This is a genomic window from Streptomyces sp. NPDC001415 (assembly GCF_053597395.1).
On sequence record NZ_JBSFIE010000065.1, the window covers coordinates 1 to 16,101 of the forward strand.

The window sequence follows — 16,101 nt, forward strand, 5'->3', positions numbered from 1 at the left end:
CCACAGTCCGTCAGGAACCAGTCGCTGCGACAGATCGACACCCACAAGCGGTAATGATGCCGCAGCTCACCACATCACCACGTGAGACATCCTCTAAATGCCATCGAACGCGCACTCGAAGGTTCCCTCGACTGAAACGTTGAGCATGCCATCGGCTTCAAGGCCGGAATGATCCGTAGCGGGCATGAGCCGCAAGGGAAATGCCGCACGGTCAAGGCGCTGAGCTGGTGCCGGAGGCGCCGATGCGTCCTCAAGGTGGCGGGCGGCGACGGCACGGCGCCCCGAGGTGTTGGCCGCGATCGTGTTCGTGGCGACGTCCGGCTGTACCTGGCAGCAGTTGCCGTCCGCGTCCTTCGGGCTGTCGGGAGCGACGGCCCATCGGCGGTTTGCCGAGTGGAGCAGGGCCCGGGTGTGGGCGAAGCTGCACCGCCTGGTCCTCGACGAACTCGGCCCCCGCGAAATGCGGTGCATTCACAGGACCTGGCTCGGGCGTGACGGCCTCCCGCCCCGATACCGCGAGTACACAGACGATCTGGAAGGCTCATCGCACCTTCGTGAACGAGGCGCTGCGCGAGGGCGGGAGGCGCCCGTCTACTGTCGGGGCGGCAGTCCAGCGATCCAGCTGAATTGCTGAGCCGAGCCCTGGAACTGGAGAGAAGAGACATGGACGGACACTCGTACGCCGTTCTCATCGCGGGTGTCGCCGTCACCGTCGCCTCGCTCGATGTGATCCGTCTGTACCGGAAGTTGCCCAAGCGCCCCGCCGACGACGCGGGCTCTGCCGTTGCCGAACCCTCAGACATCGACAGGCCAGTCAGGGACGCGGCCCCCACTGTCGTACCCGACGAAACCGTCCCACCCGACTCCCAAACGGCCGCCGCCGAGCGGAACTTCGGCCTCGTCATCGTCTACCACGCAGCGTTCGTCGCCTTCGCTCTCGTCGTCGCCGGCCTGTACTGGAGTGCCGAGGACGACCAGCACTGGACCCAGGACAAAGTCGTGCACGAGACGGAGAAGATCGCGGCCGGCATAGAGAGCGGGGGACAGGCACCCTCCGCCGACGCCACACCAGGCGAGGGCAGCTTCCAGACTTTGGTCGACACCGCGGTGCGCGGCATCGTGAAGGACTACGGTCTCGGGCTGAAGGATGAGGCGGCTACTCCGCCCCGGGCGCCGTGGACAGTTACATCATCACCGGCACCACCTTCGACGATCGGACGAGGCAGGCGGAGCCCACCGAGTACCGGGCCTGTCTCGTCATCACCTCAGCAAGCCCCGTCCCGAACGGCCTGCCGACAAGTTCCGGTATCAGCGGCTTTGTTCACAGCTACGCGATCCAAACCAAGGTTACGTCCGGCGGGTGCTGACACACGGGGGTGCCCACCGTCGCCGGGTCCCGTCACTTGATCACCGAGCTGTGCCGAAGGCTCCGTCAAGCGTCTTTGGCGGCATGCTCCGGCTCCCGCTTCTCCTGCCGCCCTCGCGCGGTCTCGGCGCGCCGAGCAGAGCTTCGCGACAGCCATCCCTGGAGCAGCGGCAGCAGCAACACCATGAGGAACAGCCGCAGCGTCTGCACGCTGGAGATCAGCCCTATGTGCGCGTCGCTGGTCGACGCGCTGGCGAGGACCGCGTTGATGCCGCCGGGCGTCGTCGCGAGGTAGGCGTCGGCCCGGCTCACCCCCAGCACCGGGGCCAGGCCAACGGCGATTCCCCCGATGACGCCACAGAGCAGGACGATCGCGCCCAGTACCAGCGGGATCATGCGTTTCACCGCATGTACGGTCTCGCGGTCGAAGCGCAGCCCCACCTCCAGCCCGACGAGCACCATCAGCGTCTGCTTGAACAGGCCCGCCGGCGAATAGCCGTGCGTCAGGCCGAGCGCCGTGACGAGCGCGGAGAGCAGCATGGGTCCCAGAAGGGGCGCACTGGGTAGCCGGATGCGTTGGGCCAGGCGCATGCCGACGGCGGCCAGGACGAGGGTGATGGACACCCCGGCCAGCTGATCGCCTCGGGGCACCACGTCCCAGGTCCATCCGACGGCGCTCGCACCGCCGTCCTGCCCTGTGCTGCCGGCCGCGGGGTCGGCGATGAGCATGGCAACCAGCGGTGCGGCGGCCGAAATCACGGCGACACGGCTGTATTGCATAAAGGCCACGACCCGGGAATCCGCGCCCATGTCCTTCGCGCACGACGTAACGGCCACCGACCCTCCGGCGATCATTCCGAGCGTCGCGGTGAGCCGGTCCATGTGGCCGGTCCGTGCGATCATGACGGCGATTCCGACGCTGAGGGCGGTCGTCACCAGCGTGAGCATGGTCAGTGGGAGCATGGCACCGGCCACGTCGCGCAGGACCGAGATCTGCAGGTAGGCGCCGATCATGACGCCGATGAGGGCCTGCACGCTCTGGTCGGCGGTCTTCGACATACGGTGCTGCCGTCTGCCCCGCAGGGCGATCACTGCCCCGACGAGCAGGGCGAGGAGGAGTTGGGGTGCCGGGGCGCCCAGGGGTTCCAAGACCGCTGAGACGGCAAGGATTCCCAGCACAACACAGGTGATTCCCATCGTCCCGTCGAGTGCATTCCGGACCCGGCTCGGAAGCCGCTCAGCTATGTGCATCTGACCACCTCCGACGTTCACGTAACCCGGTGGCCATCATGAACGGCGAAAGTTGCCCAAAAGGTAAATTTGCCTCATCTCTTCCGTGAACGAGGATTTCCGTGAAGGCGGCGGAGCGCAAGCCGGCCGACCGGTGAAGAGACGACTACCTCCGGTCAGACCGGACCCATCCCCTCCGCGAGTACGTTCTGCGCCACGCAGTTACTTACTGTGCCTGCCGCTGCGATGACAGGTCAGCTGGGTTCCGAGTCGCATCGTCGCAGGTAGAGGCCGCTTCCTGGCTCACTTCATGGTCAAAGCGCCAGGGCCCGCGGCACCGGCACCCGCGGCTGCGCCCGCGCCATGAACCAGTTCAAGATCAGGTTCGGCGACCGGCAGCCGCGAGTCTCGCTGTGCACACCAGCTCGCACACGGTCCTGTACGACCCCGACGGGCTGATCGAGGCGGAGCTCCCGCTCGACCGCGAGCCGTACGAGAGCCTCGTTGTGGCCGTCGTTGCGTGGACCGGCGAGGGCACGCCCGCGACGCGCGACTTCGAGCAGATCGGCCTCCAGCTGACCGGCCACGCCCGCGCGGTCGCCTCCGCCGTTAGGCGCCGCGCGAACCAGCTGCCGAAAAACAGCGGGGCCCGGGCACTCGCCGACGTCGTCCTGCGCGAGCCGGAAGACGGGCCCCGGGAACCCGCGCCGCCTTACCGCCGACGAGACGGACCAGTCGGTGAGGCCACTGTGGCGACAGCAGGTGAAAGCCCGCCATGCCAGGCGGCCACACCGCCGCGCGTCCCACAGCATCGGCCACCCCGGAAGGCGCCGCCGAAAGCCCCGAAGTTGCCACTCAGCTCCGGCCGGCCCCCGAACTGCCCCCGAAAACTGCAAGATCCCGCCAGGTCGAATCGGTCGGACGGGATCTCGTGAACCGCTCCTGAGATATCTCAAGAACAGCCCGGGAGTGAGTGCTGGGGAGGCTCACGGCGGTCTTCGCATTCTGGTCAACTCACCCGGAGCCGAGCGGGTTCGGCGTTCTGCCCGAGGCCGGGGTGGATCGGCTTGCTCAGGCTGGTCAGTGGGGCCCCCGTGCCGCCCTGGCGTGCCGCGACGATCTCGGCCGCGATGGACAGGGCGGTCTCCTCAGGCGTTCGCGCGCCAAGGTCCAGACCGATCGGCGAGCGCAGGCGGGCCAGTCGGCGCTCGGTGACGCCGGCCTCGCGCAGCTTGTGGGCGCGGTCCTCATGAGTGCGGCGCGAGCCCATCGCGCCGATGAACGCGACCGGCAGCCGTAGTGCCAACTCCAGGAGAGGCACGTCGAACTTGGCGTCGTGGGTGAGTACGCACAGGACGGTGCGGCCGTCCGTCTCCGTGCGCCGGAGGTAGCGGTGCGGCCAGTCGACCACCACGTCGTCGGCCTCGGGGAACCGGGCCCGGGTGGCGAACACGGGGCGGGCGTCGCACACGGTGACGTGATAGCCGAGGAACTTGCCCGTCTGCACCAGCGCCGCGGCGAAGTCGATGGCACCGAAGACGATCATGCGGGGCGGCGGCACGCTCGACTCCACGAACACCGTCACGGCGCCCCGGCAGGGCGACCCGCTCTCCGAGACGGTGAACGAGCCGGTGCGCCCCGCGTTCAGGTATCCGAAGGCCTCCTCGGCCACCGCTTCGTCCAGCCCGGGATGGCCGTCGAGACTCCCCTCGTGCGAGCCGTCGGGGCGGACGAGCAGAGCCCGGCCGAGGAGCTCGGCAGGGCCCTGGACCACACGGGCGAGCGCCGCCGCGCCCTTGCCGGCGGCGGCCGACAACGCCGCCGCGAGGACGCCCGCGCCCGGCGCGCCGACCCGTACCGGCGTGACCAGGACGTCGATGACTCCGCCGCAGGTCAGCCCCACCGCGAAGGCGTCCTCGTCGCTGTAGCCGAACCGCTCGCGCACCGCCGTGCCGTCCTGGAGGGCCTGGACACACAGGTCGTACACCGCCCCCTCCACACAGCCGCCGGAGACCGAGCCGACAGCCCTGCCGTCGCTGTCGACGGCCAGGGCGGCGCCCGGCCGGCGCGGCGCGCTGCCGCTCACGGCCACGACGGTGGCGACGGCGAAGTCCAGGCCCTGCCCCACCCATCGGTTCAATTCACCGGCTATGTCAAGCACACGAACTCCCGTTGAATCATGGCTGGTTGAGGTGAACGCCGGGTCAGCCGGATGCGGTGTCCCGTGCCCCCGAGAGGAGGACACGGTCGGGCCGGATCGGCAGGTGCCGGTGGCGCACTCCGGTCGCGTGCCAGACCGCGTTGGCGATCGCGGCCGCGGCGCCGACGACCCCGATCTCACCGATGCCCTTGATACCGACAGGGTCGTCCGCGTCCGGATCATCCACCCAGTCCGCCTCGACGAGCGGCACGTCGGCGTTCGCCGCGAAGTGGTAGCCCGCCAGGTCGGCCGAGACATGCGAACCCGATGCCTGGTCCCTGACGGCCTCCTCGTGCAGTGCCATGGAGATGCCCCAGGTCATCCCGCCCACGAACTGGCTGCGTGCGGTCAGCGGGTTGACGATCCGGCCCGCGGCGAAGATGCCGAGCATCCGCCGTACCCGCACCTCGCCGCTGGAGGTGTCCACCGCGACCTCGGCGAACTGGGCCCCGAAGGAATGCCGCTCCTTCGCCGCCAGCGCCGCGACCGCCGCGGATGTGTCCGACCGGACGGTGATTCCCTCCGGCGGAATGTCACCCCCCAGGGCGAGCTGATCCTGCAGCTCGTTCACCGCGGCCATGACGGCCCATCCCCAGGAGCGGGTGCCCATCGAGCCGCCCGCGATCATCGCCGGGCCGAAGTCGCTGTCCGCGATCCGCACCCGGACGCGGTCCGGCCGCACCTCCAGCGCGTCCGCCGCGATCAGGGTCAGCGCGGTCCGCGCCCCGGTCCCGATGTCCGCCGCGGTGATCCGTACGGTGAAGGTGCCGTCCGCCTCCGCCGTCACGGCCGCGGTGGAGGGGGCGGCCCCCGCGGGATACGTGGCCGCGGCGGTGCCGGTCCCGAGCAGCCAGCGCCCTTCGCGGCGCAGACCGGGGCGCGGATCCCGGTCGGCCCAGCCGAACCGGAGGGCGCCCTCCCGGAAACAGGCGAGCACATTGCGGCTGCTGAACGGCAGCCCGGAGACCGGCCCCGAGACCGGCTCATTGCGGGACCGCAGCACGATGGGGTCGATGCCGCACTTCTCGGCGAGCTCGTCGAGCGCGGACTCAAGGGCGAACGAACCCGGTGCCTCGCCCGGCGCCCGCATCCAGGTCGGCGTCGCGACGTCGAGCGGTACGACGCGGTGGACGGTGTGGTGGGCGTCGGCGTCGTACATGACGCGCCCGATCGAGGCGCTCTGCTCGACGAATTCGTGCACCCTCGACGTGAGGTTCTGGGCCTGGTGGTCGAGGGCGCGCAGCCGTCCGTCGGCGTCGGCGCCCAGCCTGACCCGCTGCGCGGTGGGGCTGCGGTAGCCGACCGCGGTGAACATCTGACGGCGCGTCAGAACGACCCGGACCGGGCGATGCAGAACGGTCGCGGCCATCACGGCGCACACCTGGTGCGGCCGGACCCCCTTGGAGCCGAAGCCCCCGCCGACGTGTTCGGAGCGCACCCGCACCGACGCCGGGTCGAGGGAGAAAAGCTTCGCGAGCTCGTCAGCCACCCACATGCTGCCCTGGTTGGAGTCGACGACTTCGAGCCGGCCACCCTCCCAGCGCGCCGTCGCCGCATGCGGTTCCAGGGTGTGGTGGTGCTCCTGGGGCGTGGTGTACTCGGCGTCCACGACCACGGCGGACGCGGCGAGTTCAGCCTCCAGGTCGCCCTTCAGGGTCTCCGCCTGGAGCATCGGGGAGTTCTCCGGCGTGTACGTCCCTGGCCGCCCGGCGTAGAACGCGACGTCATGCGACTCCTCGTCGTACTGGACGGCCAGCGCCTCGGCGGCCTCCCGGGCCTGCTCCGGCGTCTGAGCCACGACCAGCGCCACCGGCCAGCCCGCACACGGGACGTGGTCGTCCTGGAAGCAGGCGACGATCGGGTCGGGGCGTCCCAGCGTGCCGACGTAGTCTCCGTCGACGCGCGGCGCGTTGCCGTGGTGCAGGACCGTCAGGACTCCCGGCATGGCGAGTACGGGGGCGGACTCCACCGAGCGGACCCGGCCGCGGGCGACCGTGGACAACACCATCCATCCGTGGGCGAGTTCGGCGAAGGGAAGGTCCGCCGCGTAACGGGCCGCCCCGGTGACCTTGTCGCGCCCCTCCACGCGGACGTGCGCGGAGCCGACGGATCCCGCGCTGGTCAGGCTTCCCGTCGTGGTGGTCATCGGGTGGCCTCCTCGGTGAGTTCGATCAGCAGGGCCACGACGAGATTGCGCATCAGAGTCACCTTGTATCCGTTGTCCGGCAACGGCTCGGCGGCTGCCAGCTCGGCGTCCGCCGCGGCAGCGAACGCCTCGGCGGTCGCCGGGCCACCAGTCAGTACCCGCTCGGCCGTCCTGGCCCGCCACGGCCGGGACGCCACCGCCCCGAAGGCGAGGCGCACCTCATGCACCGCTTTGTCCCGGACGTCGAGCGCCGCGGCGATCGAGCCGATCGCGAACGCGTAGGACGCGCGCTCGCGCACCTTGCGGTACCGGGAGGCGGCGGCGACCGGAGCCGGGGGCAGGGTGACGGCGGTGATCAGCGCGCCGGGCGGCAGCGCGGTCTCGCGATGAGGGCTCTCGCCCACCGGCAGATAGAACTCCGTGAACGCCAACTCGCCCGGCCCGTCGGCCGCTTCGTAGGAGACGACCGCGTCGAAGGCGGCGAGCGCCACACCCATGTCGGAAGGGTGGACGGCCACGCAGTGCTCGGACGCGCCGAGGATCGCGTGGTTGCGGTGCTCGCCCTTGAGGGCAGGGCAACCGCTGCCAGGGACCCGCTTGTTGCAGGGCCTGGCCGGATCGGCGAAGTAGCCGCACCGGGTGCGCTGCAGCAGATTCCCGCCCACGGTGGCCATGTTGCGCAACTGGCCCGACGCTCCGGCCAGGACCGCCTGGGCCAGCGCCGGGTAGCGGCGCCGCACTTCGGGGTCGGCGGCAAGGTCGTTGTTGGTCACCGTCGAGCCGATGCGCAGACCGCCGTCCGCGGTGGTCTCGACACGGTCGAGAGGAAGTTCGCGTACGTCGACGAGCAGCCCGGGGCGCTCCACCCCGGCCTTCATCAGATCGACCAGATTGGTGCCGCCGCCGAGGTAGCGGGCCTCGGGGTCGGCACTGATCAGGGCGACCGCGCCGGGGATGTCCACCGCGCGGCGATAGCCGAATTCCCTCACGCCGCCACACCCGATCCGGCCGGGCCGACGGCGGCGTCCACCGTGCCCGGTGGGGCCTGCGCGGATTCGGCGGCCCTGGCCACCGCCCGCACGATCGACACGTACGCCCCGCAACGGCACAGGTTTCCGCTCATCCGCTCCCGGATCTCGTCGGCCGTGAGCGCCGGCACCCCCGCCGCGGGCCGCACGTCGGTGGTCGCGGCACTCGGCCATCCCGCGGCGTGTTCCTGGATCATCGCGATCGCGGAACAGATCTGGCCCGGGGTGCAGTAGCCGCACTGGTAGCCGTCGAGATCGAGGAAGGCCTGTTGCACCGGGTGCAGTTGACCGCCCTGCGCCACGCCTTCGATGGTGGTGATCTCGCGGCCTTCGGCGGCCACCGCGAGCTGGAGGCAGGACACCGCCCGGCGCCCGTCGATCAGGACCGTACAGGCGCCGCACTGGCCTTGGTCGCAGCCTTTCTTGGTGCCGGTCAGATCGAGGCGCTCGCGCAGCGCGTCGAGCAGGGTGGTGCGGTGGTCGACGGGCAGCGTGTGCTTTTCGCCGTTGACGGTGAGCGTGATGGCGCTGGACGTCGATGGGGCCATGATCAGCCTTCTTTCCCGTAGGAGTACGCGGCGGGCTTCGTGGCGCGGGCCCTGATGCCGACGGCGTGGCGGCGGGCGATGCGTGAACGGTGGCGCTGTGCGAGAGGGAGCCGGCCCGGGCCGCCTCGGTGTGAGAGCGGAACGGGCGGACGTGAGAGCGACCAGCGGTCCACGCTGCCTCGGTCTGCCGCTATGGTGAGCCCAACCGGACAGCTGTCCGCTGACGGTGAACCTAACGGACGGCTGTCCGCTTAGCAAGGGTGTCCTCGGCGGCATGCGCGGAAGGAAGACGAGTGCGGCAGAACAGGGACGCACGACTGCGCTCGGACGCGCAACGCAATCGCGAGCGCATCCTGGAAGTGGCGCTGACCGAACTGACGCACTCGGCAGACGCGCCGTTGAGCGCGATCGCGAAGAAGGCGGGCGTCGGACAGGGCACGTTCTACCGCAACTTCCCCAACCGCGAGGCGCTCGTCCTTGAGGTGTACCGCTATGAAGTCCAGCAGGTGTCCGACGCCGCGTCCCAGCTGCTCGAAACCTGCCCGCCCGACCGGGCGCTGCGGGAGTGGATGGACCGCCTGGCCCAGTACGCCGTGGCCAAGGCCGGCCTGGCCGACGCCCTGCGCAAGGCCACCTGTTCGCGCGGCAGCCTGGCAGGACTCGGCTACGACGCGGTGAGCTCGGCCATCGAGCTCCTGCTCCGGGCGAACGAGGACGCGGGCGCCATCCGGCCCGGGATCACCTCCGACGACTTCCTGCTCGCCATCGCCGGGCTCTGGCAGATCGACCCGCACGGAGACTGGCAGTCACGGGCGAGCCGGCTCATGGACCTCGTCATGGACGGCCTGAGGGCCGGTGCCCCTGGGAGATGAGCCGCGCCTGAAGGTGCCAACGCGTGGCACGCCCACTGTGGTTGAGGTGGGCCGTCAGCTTCCAGAGACGGCTGATCGTGGAGATCCGCGAGGGCAGGACGGCCTGGCCGGGCGATCCGCGAGCGGGTCGGCAAGCGCGGCGTGGGCAGCGAGGTGACGAGCACCGCGGACATGCCGTACGCGTGCGGGCCGAGCGCGTCGGTCTCCGGGCTGTCCCTCACGAACAGGATGCCCTCGGGCGGGCAGCCCGCCGCCTGTGTCACCGCGGCATAGAAGCGCGGATCAGGCTTGCGGACGCCGAGTGCGCTGGAGAGCACCAAAGCGTCGAAACAGTCCGCGATCCCGGCGGCCCGCAGGGACTTCAGACGTACCGGGCCGGGGTGGTCCGTGTTGGAGGCCAGCACACACCTGAAGCCGTTCGGGTGGAGCTTCCGCACCGCCGCGACGGCCTCGACGTCCACCCTCGCGTCGGGCATCGCGGTGACGCCAGCCCTCTGGTGTCCTCCCCAAGTCGGCCACTCCCTCACCCAGACTCTCGATCAGCAAGGTGGCCGGGTAGCCCTCCCGGGCAGTCCGCAGCCTGCTGCCGAGGCGGTCGCGGCGCCTCCCTCCCGATGTCGTCGAACTCCTGGCCCGCGACGAGGACCGTGTCGTACAGCTATTCCTCGCGGAATCCTGCGACGACGCGCCCGCGGACATGCTGCTGAGGGTGTGGCAGTGGAGGACCGGCAGCCTCAACACCCCCCGATCGCCCGCAGCAATCACGATGTCCCGCTTGCTCCGGCCGGGTTGTATGTGGATCCCGGGCGGGAGGCGCTGGTCTTCCGGCATGAGAACCAGGGGGCCGTTTCCGCCCTACCCCCTCGGCGAGGAGGGGGCCGGTATCCGCTGGTTCCTCGGGACGGATGTCCTGCTGCGGGACGACGAAGGAATGGTGCTGCTTGCCCGTGCGCGTACTGAAGAAGCCCTCGACGATATGCGTGGCCTGGTCCCGGGAGACTGGCTCAACGGCTATTAGCGGACGAGGGCTCAGCAGCCGGTCAAGGCTGGTCTCTTGGGGCGGAGACGAAGTCCCTGACCAAGAGGTCGCGCACATAGGCCCCTTGGCGGGCCGGAACTGTCAGTAGCGGCAGCGATGATATATCGGGGGATGCAGTCGGAGAACCAGGGTTCCTACAGGTTGGGAAGGCGGCTGTCAGAGGCCATAAGGACAACGGGGGGGGTACGAGGCCACTCGCTGCCGCTCGGGAAGCACGGCCGGCCGTTCCCTATAGGTTGGATCACATCCCGTGGGACGACGGGCCCAGACCTACGCGTGAGGGATTTGGCATGGCCTCCATCCACCGCACCACCATGACGCCCACCAAGCTGGAGTTGCTCACCGAGTGGCTGCCGAAACAGAGCTGGTACGTGGGCAACGTAGATTCGCCGGAACTGGTTAAGGCCGGCGGGTTCCGTCTGGACGATCCCAAGGGCGCGGTCGGGATCGAGTTCATGGTCGTGGTGGACGCCACCGCGCAGGAGCCGGTGGCGTACCTGGTGCCGATGGGCTACCGCGGCGCGGCGCTCGAGGGCGTCCCCGGCGAGGCACTGATCGGCACCTCTGAGCATGGTGTGCTCGGTACCCGCTGGATCTACGACGGCGTCCACGACCCCGTGGTGTTGGCACAGTTGCGCGCGCTCCTGCGCGGCGAGGCGACGCCGCAGCACCAGAGCAAGAGCGACACTCCTGACCCGACCGTCACCGTGCATGGCACTGGCCCTGACGAGGGGCCTGACGTTCATGTCAACCGCGTCCTGCGGCAGGCGGAGGCTGCGCAGAGGTCGTCCGGACGCCTCGTCGCCGGGTGGACCTGGCCCAACGGAACGGCTGCACGGGGCGTCTTTGCGGCCGTGGCGCCACGGTAAGAGGGCGCGCGGTCAGGGGGCGTGGGGTCATGGTCGGCGGTTCGGGCGTTCGTCCCAGCGGTGGGTGGTCCAGGACCGCCGGATCATGTTGTGCACGGTGATGATCGTGTCGGCGAGGTCGAAGAATGCGTCGATGACGGTGGCGCGCCGCTCGTAGCAGCGGGCGAGCCGGGAGAAGACGTTCTGCCAGGCGGGCGTGCGTTCGGCATGCCAACGCTGCCTGGCCTGGATCGGTGCCTTCTCGCCTTCGTACGCGATGCAGCCATGCGGGCCACGTTCGTCGAGCAAGGTGCGGGTCTTGTCCGAGTCGTAGCCGGCGTCCAGGTGGACGGTGATGTCGTGGGGTAACGGCCCCAGGCCGTCCATGCGGTCCAGGGTCGGGGCGAGCAGGGGGAGCCGTGGCGGTTGGCGCCGGCCGGACTCGACCCGGCGGCATGCCGTATCCGTCCGTCATGCCCGAGCGTTTCACGCCCTGTTTGCCGCGGTCGACCGGTGAGCATCCGGCGACCTCGCCGCCTCCGGCAGCCTTGGTGATGGAGCCCGCGATCTCGGCACGGTCTCCTCGCTGACCGCCCGGTCGGTCCGGTGGCGCGGACCGCCAGGCTCACAGGGGAGGAAGTCCCCGCTGGCGATGCTGGCGATCCCAAGTCCCCCGATGCGGGCACTTGGCGAGGACGCGGTCGCCCTCGCTGTCGATACGCATCGGGACGTCCACGTGGCCGCCGTGCTCGGCATGATGGGCGCGGTCATGGACGCCACGTCCTTTCCCGCCACGGACGTGGGCCATCGCGAACTCCGGGAGTGGGCCGGCCGGCTGGGGGCGATGTGTAGGACCGGGGTGGGAGGGTCCGGCAGCTACGGAGCGCAATTACGGCGGGGTCCTCATAGTCCGGGACCGGCTGTTCGGAACGTTCGTCCCGGAGACCGAGCGGCCCGTTTACGGGCTGACCAAGAACATCCGGACGTACAACCCGCTGACGGTTGCCTCGCACGAGTACATGGCCATCGCCAAGGACATCAAGATGGCCGGCAGCTGGAACGAGCGGCTCGGTCGCCTGTTCCGCGAACCCGGCTGGCGTCCGCAGGACGGAACACCCGTCTCGATGGCGTCCCTGGCCGAGCAACTCGATGGCGTCCCCGGTCGAGGAACCGGCCGATGAGACCGTGCCGAGCTTCCTGTGCTTACTCGTCGCCCCCCGCGGTGAGCCGTCGCAGCAGGTCGAGCAGAACGGCCCGGTCGGCGGTGGGCAAGGGGGCGAAGCAGGTGGCCAGCACCTTGTTGGCCACCAAGTGGCCTGCGGCCAGGACGCGTTCACCGTCCGGCGTGAGGTGGTGCTCGATGCGCCGACCGCGCCCGGGGCGGCGTTCGGCCAGGCCCTGGGTGACCAGCCGGGTGGCGAGCGTGCCGAATGCCTGCTCGCTCTGGAACGTGGCCGAGGCCAGTGTGCGGGCCGATGCCCCCTGCCTATTACTGATCGCCCGCAGGGCATCCCACTGGGCGAGCGTGGTGCCGATGGTGGCCAACTCCCGCTCCAGTGCCCGGTGTTGCCGGTACTGGGCCTGCTTGACCGCTCTTCCCAGGGCTTGCAGCTCGACGTCCATGCCTCCACTCTAACCCGCGACTAAGGTAGCGTATATAAACAAGCTTAGTTAGAGTGCCGGTCATGTCGTCCACCCATACCGTCCCCGTGTACCCGGATCTTTGCCTCACGTCGGCCGAGTCCGGCACCGGCAGGACCGTCCTGGTCCTGCACGGAGGCGGAGGCCCGGCCACCGTCGCCGGTCTCTCCGATCACCTCTCCGGAAACGCCCGCGTCCTCACCCCCGTCCACCCCGGCTGGAGCGGCACCCCGCGCCCGGCCTGGCTCACCGGCATCGACGACCTCGCCCTCGCCTACCTCCACCATCTGCACGACCGCGGGGTGCGCGACGTCCTCGTGGTGGGCTCCTCACTCGGAGGCTGGATCGCCGCGGAGATGGCGGTACGGGACACCGCCGGCATCATCACGGGCCTCGTCCTCATCGACGCGGTGGGCGTACGGGTCGAGGGCGAGCCGATGCGGGACTTCTTCGGCCTCGACGCGCGTGGCATCGCCGACCACGCCTGGCACGACTCGGCTCGCTACTACGTGGACCCCGCCACCGTCCCGCCGGAGCAATTCGCGGCCCGCCGGGCCGACATGGAGACGATGAGGATCCTTGCCGGTGAGCCGTACATGCACGACCCCAAGCTCCTGCGCCGCCTTGGGCGCGTACGCGTACCGGCCCTCCTGCTCTGGGGGGAGAGCGACCGGATCGTCACGCCGGCCTACGGTGCCGCCTACGCAGCCGCCTTCGGCGACGCCCGACTCCAGGTCGTCCCGGAGGCAGGTCACTTGCCGCACATTGAGCAGTCCGGGGCGACCCTCGCCCTGATCGACGATCACCTGCGCGGTCTCGGTCGCCCGTAGCCTTCGGCGCCCCGCCCTCGTGGATGTGGGCCTTGGACGGGGTGGCCTTCCCGTTGGGCATACGGACGGTCCGGGCGCTGTTGGGGGAGCAGAGTCATCCACGACGGGCACACGAGGAGCAGGTCATGCCGAAAGCGGTGCGGTTCGACGAGTACGGCGGGATCGACGTTCTGCGGTTGGAGGACGTGCCGCTTGCCGAGCCCGGGGCCGGAGAAGTGCTGGTCAGGGTGAAGGCTGCCGGCATAAACCCGGGCGAGGCGAAGATCCGTGAGGGGGTGTTGCACGACCGCTGGCCGGCTACTTTCCCTTCGGGGCAGGGCAGCGACCTGGCGGGGATCGTGGTGGACGCCGGCGACGGCGTCGAGCAGTTCGCGGTCGGTGACGAGGTTCTCGGATTCACCGACCTGCGTGCCAGTCACGCCAAGTACGTGGTCGCGAAGGCCGCGGAGCTTGCGCCGAGGCCCGCCGGCGTTCCGTGGGAGGTGGCGGGCTCGCTGTACGTCGCCGGGACAACGGCCTACGCGGCGGTGCGCGCGGTGGAACTGAAGCCGGGCGACAGGGTGGCGGTGTCCGGGGCCGCGGGCGGTGTGGGTTCCATCGCCGTCCAACTGGCCAAGCGCGCCGGAGCCGAGGTAATCGGCATCGCGAGCCCGGCCAACCACTCCTGGCTCGCCTCCCACGGCGTCACACCGATCGCCTACGGCAGCGGCCTGGCCGACCGGCTGCGCAAGACCGCCGACGGGATCGACGCATTCATCGACACCTACGGCGAGGGCTATGTGAAGCTGGCGCTCGACCTGGGGGTGTCCGCCGCGCGAATCGACACGATCATCGACTTCCAGGCCGTCGAGGAACACGGGGTGAAGGCGGAAGGGAGCGCGTCCGCAGCCGACATCGAGGTCGTGGCGGAGCTGGCGTCGCTGGTCGCGGACGGGGCGTTGGAGGTGCCGATCGCGGCGGTGTTCCCGCTGGACGAGATCCACGCCGCGTTCACGCAGCTCGAACGGGGCCACACCCGAGGCAAAATCGTCCTGGCTCCCTGACCGTCACACCAGCTCTGCGTTCCGGGACACAAGCGAAGGCAGGCCGCCCGTACGGCCTGGTCTCGGTCCAGCGGCGCGAAGGGCCGTCGCGATCGTCTCGGCGCTGCCGGCGGCCCATGCCACCGTGTAGTTGGCCTAGTTTTGGCCCCTCACGCGCTCGCACATCTACGCAGAGCCGCCAAAACCAGTGGAGCGCGACCATGCGGCCGAGACCGTTCCAGAGAGGTATCCGAGGGATAGCGCCTTGGGCTCCCGAGACGCCCCGCCGTCAAATCTCCACCTGACGCCTGGCAAGCAATAGAGCAGCGTTGCCCGAAAGGGGGCCACTCACTTGGGTGGTGCCCTTTCGGGCCGCCCCTGCGGGCTGAGGGACACCCGCCAAATGGTTCAGGGCTTGTTGGCTCGGCCTGCGGAGACAAACGCGCCTGCTTGCGATGTGCCGGTGTTGTGTCAGCGGGGGCTGTAAGCCCCGACAGCGCGGAGCCGTACGGGAGGCAGGGAGGCCTCGTACGGGCGGGGGCCAGAACGGGACCCGGGCTCGGCGGGGCACGCTCGCGGAGCTCCCTTGGCGGTACAGGGCCCTGGCGGCTACGCCGGTCCCATACCCTGGCCGGCCGCGCGGCTCGCCTGCTCGCCCTGTTTCGGGTGCGCTACTACTTTCCTTGACCCTGTCGTTCAACGACCCTGGGGGTTGCCGTCACCGTCACCGTGTCGGTTGTGCCTACGGGGTGTTCGGTCGGGTGTAGCCGACCGTGCCGGGTCTTCTGCCCGGTGCCCGGGAGCCATCTCAAGTGTGACGAGCCATCAGCAATATGGCCGAAGCCCGTCGGTTGGCGAGTGTGGCGTGTGATGCCTTCTACGAGAGCGCACGGCGTGGCCTCGGCATCGTGGGAGATCTGCCGCCGTCGGGGGGAGGGGAGGCGACACAGCATGCCTGGTGTATCCGAGCCATCAGTACCAGTATCAGTGCTGAGCGCGGAACCGGCTGTCTATCCCTCATCGATCTCGTGGTCGGCGGCTTGGTTGGCGCAGTCGATCTCGGCCATGTGTTCCTCCGCCCACGTCCGCAGCCCCGCAAGCGAGACTTCCAGGGACAGCCCGAGTCCGGTGAGTCGGTAGAAGACCCGCGGCGGCACGGTCGGTTCGACCCGGCGTGACACCAGCCCGTCGCGAGTCAGGCTTCGCAGCGTCACGGACAGCATCTTCTGCGAGACACCGGGCATCCGGCGTTTCAACTCAGCGAAGCGCACCTCGTCCGGTGCGGCATCGGCGAGCGTCTTGACGGCCATGGACGTCCACTTCGTACCGAT

Annotated in this window: 14 protein-coding genes and 3 pseudogenes; 7 read left to right on the plus strand and 10 right to left on the minus strand. The window is 69.8% G+C overall.

Annotated elements, in window-relative coordinates; all coding sequences use genetic code 11:
• Positions 1–200: 200 nt before the first annotated feature.
• Together ACWC2B_RS37455 and ACWC2B_RS37460 are read left to right on the plus strand one after the other, a co-directional pair.
• Positions 201–457, plus strand: a pseudogene (locus tag ACWC2B_RS37455) (transposase); the annotation flags it as partial.
• Between the two features lie 206 nt (positions 458–663).
• Positions 664–1,407 carry a hypothetical protein gene (locus ACWC2B_RS37460; RefSeq protein WP_450724724.1) on the plus strand — a complete coding sequence of 248 codons (744 nt, stop codon included), beginning with the start codon at positions 664–666 and terminating at the stop codon, positions 1,405–1,407.
• A gap of 25 nt (positions 1,408–1,432) precedes the next feature.
• Here ACWC2B_RS37460 and ACWC2B_RS37465 read toward each other — a convergent pair whose 3' ends face one another.
• The 6 genes from ACWC2B_RS37465 to ACWC2B_RS37490 all read right to left on the minus strand — a co-directional run bounded on the left by ACWC2B_RS37465 (position 1,433) and on the right by ACWC2B_RS37490 (position 8,518).
• Complete coding sequence (locus tag ACWC2B_RS37465; protein ID WP_450724726.1) at positions 1,433–2,617, minus strand: AbrB family transcriptional regulator; 1,185 nt, start codon at positions 2,615–2,617, stop codon at positions 1,433–1,435.
• 293 nt (positions 2,618–2,910) lie between these two features.
• Positions 2,911–3,183 carry a hypothetical protein gene (locus ACWC2B_RS37470; protein ID WP_450724728.1) on the minus strand — a complete coding sequence of 91 codons (273 nt, stop codon included), beginning with the start codon at positions 3,181–3,183 and terminating at the stop codon, positions 2,911–2,913.
• 422 nt (positions 3,184–3,605) lie between these two features.
• On the minus strand, positions 3,606–4,757 hold the full coding sequence (locus ACWC2B_RS37475; protein ID WP_450724730.1) for an XdhC family protein: 1,152 nt from the start codon (positions 4,755–4,757) through the stop codon (positions 3,606–3,608).
• A 43-nt stretch (positions 4,758–4,800) separates the two neighbouring features.
• Entirely contained in the window at positions 4,801–6,942 is a 2,142-nt protein-coding gene (locus ACWC2B_RS37480) for a xanthine dehydrogenase family protein molybdopterin-binding subunit (RefSeq protein ID WP_450724732.1), read from the minus strand.
• A complete protein-coding gene (locus tag ACWC2B_RS37485; RefSeq protein WP_450724734.1) occupies positions 6,939–7,931 on the minus strand; it encodes an FAD binding domain-containing protein in 993 nt (330 codons plus the stop codon). Before ACWC2B_RS37485 ends, ACWC2B_RS37480 begins: the two co-directional genes overlap by 4 nt.
• Complete coding sequence (locus ACWC2B_RS37490) at positions 7,928–8,518, minus strand: (2Fe-2S)-binding protein (RefSeq protein ID WP_450724736.1); 591 nt, start codon at positions 8,516–8,518, stop codon at positions 7,928–7,930. The genes ACWC2B_RS37485 and ACWC2B_RS37490 overlap by 4 nt, the downstream gene beginning before the upstream one ends.
• A 293-nt stretch (positions 8,519–8,811) precedes the next feature.
• Between ACWC2B_RS37490 and ACWC2B_RS37495 the strand changes: the two genes are divergently transcribed.
• A complete protein-coding gene (locus tag ACWC2B_RS37495; RefSeq protein ID WP_450724738.1) occupies positions 8,812–9,390 on the plus strand; it encodes a TetR/AcrR family transcriptional regulator in 579 nt (192 codons plus the stop codon).
• 161 nt (positions 9,391–9,551) lie between these two features.
• On the opposite strand, the pseudogene ACWC2B_RS37500 reads toward ACWC2B_RS37495, so the two are convergent.
• Positions 9,552–9,866, minus strand: a pseudogene (locus tag ACWC2B_RS37500) (HAD family hydrolase); the annotation flags it as partial.
• Between the two features lie 853 nt (positions 9,867–10,719).
• Here ACWC2B_RS37500 and ACWC2B_RS37505 point away from each other — a divergent pair.
• Entirely contained in the window at positions 10,720–11,298 is a 579-nt protein-coding gene (locus ACWC2B_RS37505; protein ID WP_450724740.1) for a maltokinase N-terminal cap-like domain-containing protein, read from the plus strand.
• A 27-nt stretch (positions 11,299–11,325) separates the two neighbouring features.
• On the opposite strand, the pseudogene ACWC2B_RS37510 reads toward ACWC2B_RS37505, so the two are convergent.
• A pseudogene (locus ACWC2B_RS37510) lies at positions 11,326–11,848 on the minus strand (IS5/IS1182 family transposase); the annotation flags it as partial.
• Positions 11,849–12,296: 448 nt separating this feature from the next.
• On the opposite strand from ACWC2B_RS37510, the gene ACWC2B_RS37515 reads away from it, so the two are divergent.
• Positions 12,297–12,458: a hypothetical protein gene (locus tag ACWC2B_RS37515; RefSeq protein ID WP_450724742.1), complete on the plus strand. Its 162-nt coding sequence runs from the start codon at positions 12,297–12,299 to the stop codon at positions 12,456–12,458.
• Between the two features lie 22 nt (positions 12,459–12,480).
• On the opposite strand, the gene ACWC2B_RS37520 is transcribed toward ACWC2B_RS37515, so the two are convergent.
• The gene (locus tag ACWC2B_RS37520; RefSeq protein WP_386036426.1) at positions 12,481–12,900 is read right to left on the minus strand and encodes a MarR family winged helix-turn-helix transcriptional regulator; all 420 of its coding nucleotides are present in this window, start codon (positions 12,898–12,900) and stop codon (positions 12,481–12,483) included.
• A 62-nt stretch (positions 12,901–12,962) separates the two neighbouring features.
• Between ACWC2B_RS37520 and ACWC2B_RS37525 the strand changes: the two genes are divergently transcribed.
• Together ACWC2B_RS37525 and ACWC2B_RS37530 are read left to right on the plus strand one after the other, a co-directional pair.
• A complete protein-coding gene (locus ACWC2B_RS37525; RefSeq protein WP_450724744.1) occupies positions 12,963–13,748 on the plus strand; it encodes an alpha/beta fold hydrolase in 786 nt (261 codons plus the stop codon).
• Positions 13,749–13,873: 125 nt separating this feature from the next.
• Positions 13,874–14,791 carry an NADP-dependent oxidoreductase gene (locus tag ACWC2B_RS37530; protein ID WP_450724746.1) on the plus strand — a complete coding sequence of 306 codons (918 nt, stop codon included), beginning with the start codon at positions 13,874–13,876 and terminating at the stop codon, positions 14,789–14,791.
• 989 nt (positions 14,792–15,780) lie between these two features.
• Here the strand turns inward: ACWC2B_RS37530 and ACWC2B_RS37535 are convergent.
• On the minus strand, positions 15,781–16,101 hold a 321-nt coding region (locus ACWC2B_RS37535), incomplete at its 5' end, for a winged helix-turn-helix transcriptional regulator (protein WP_450724748.1).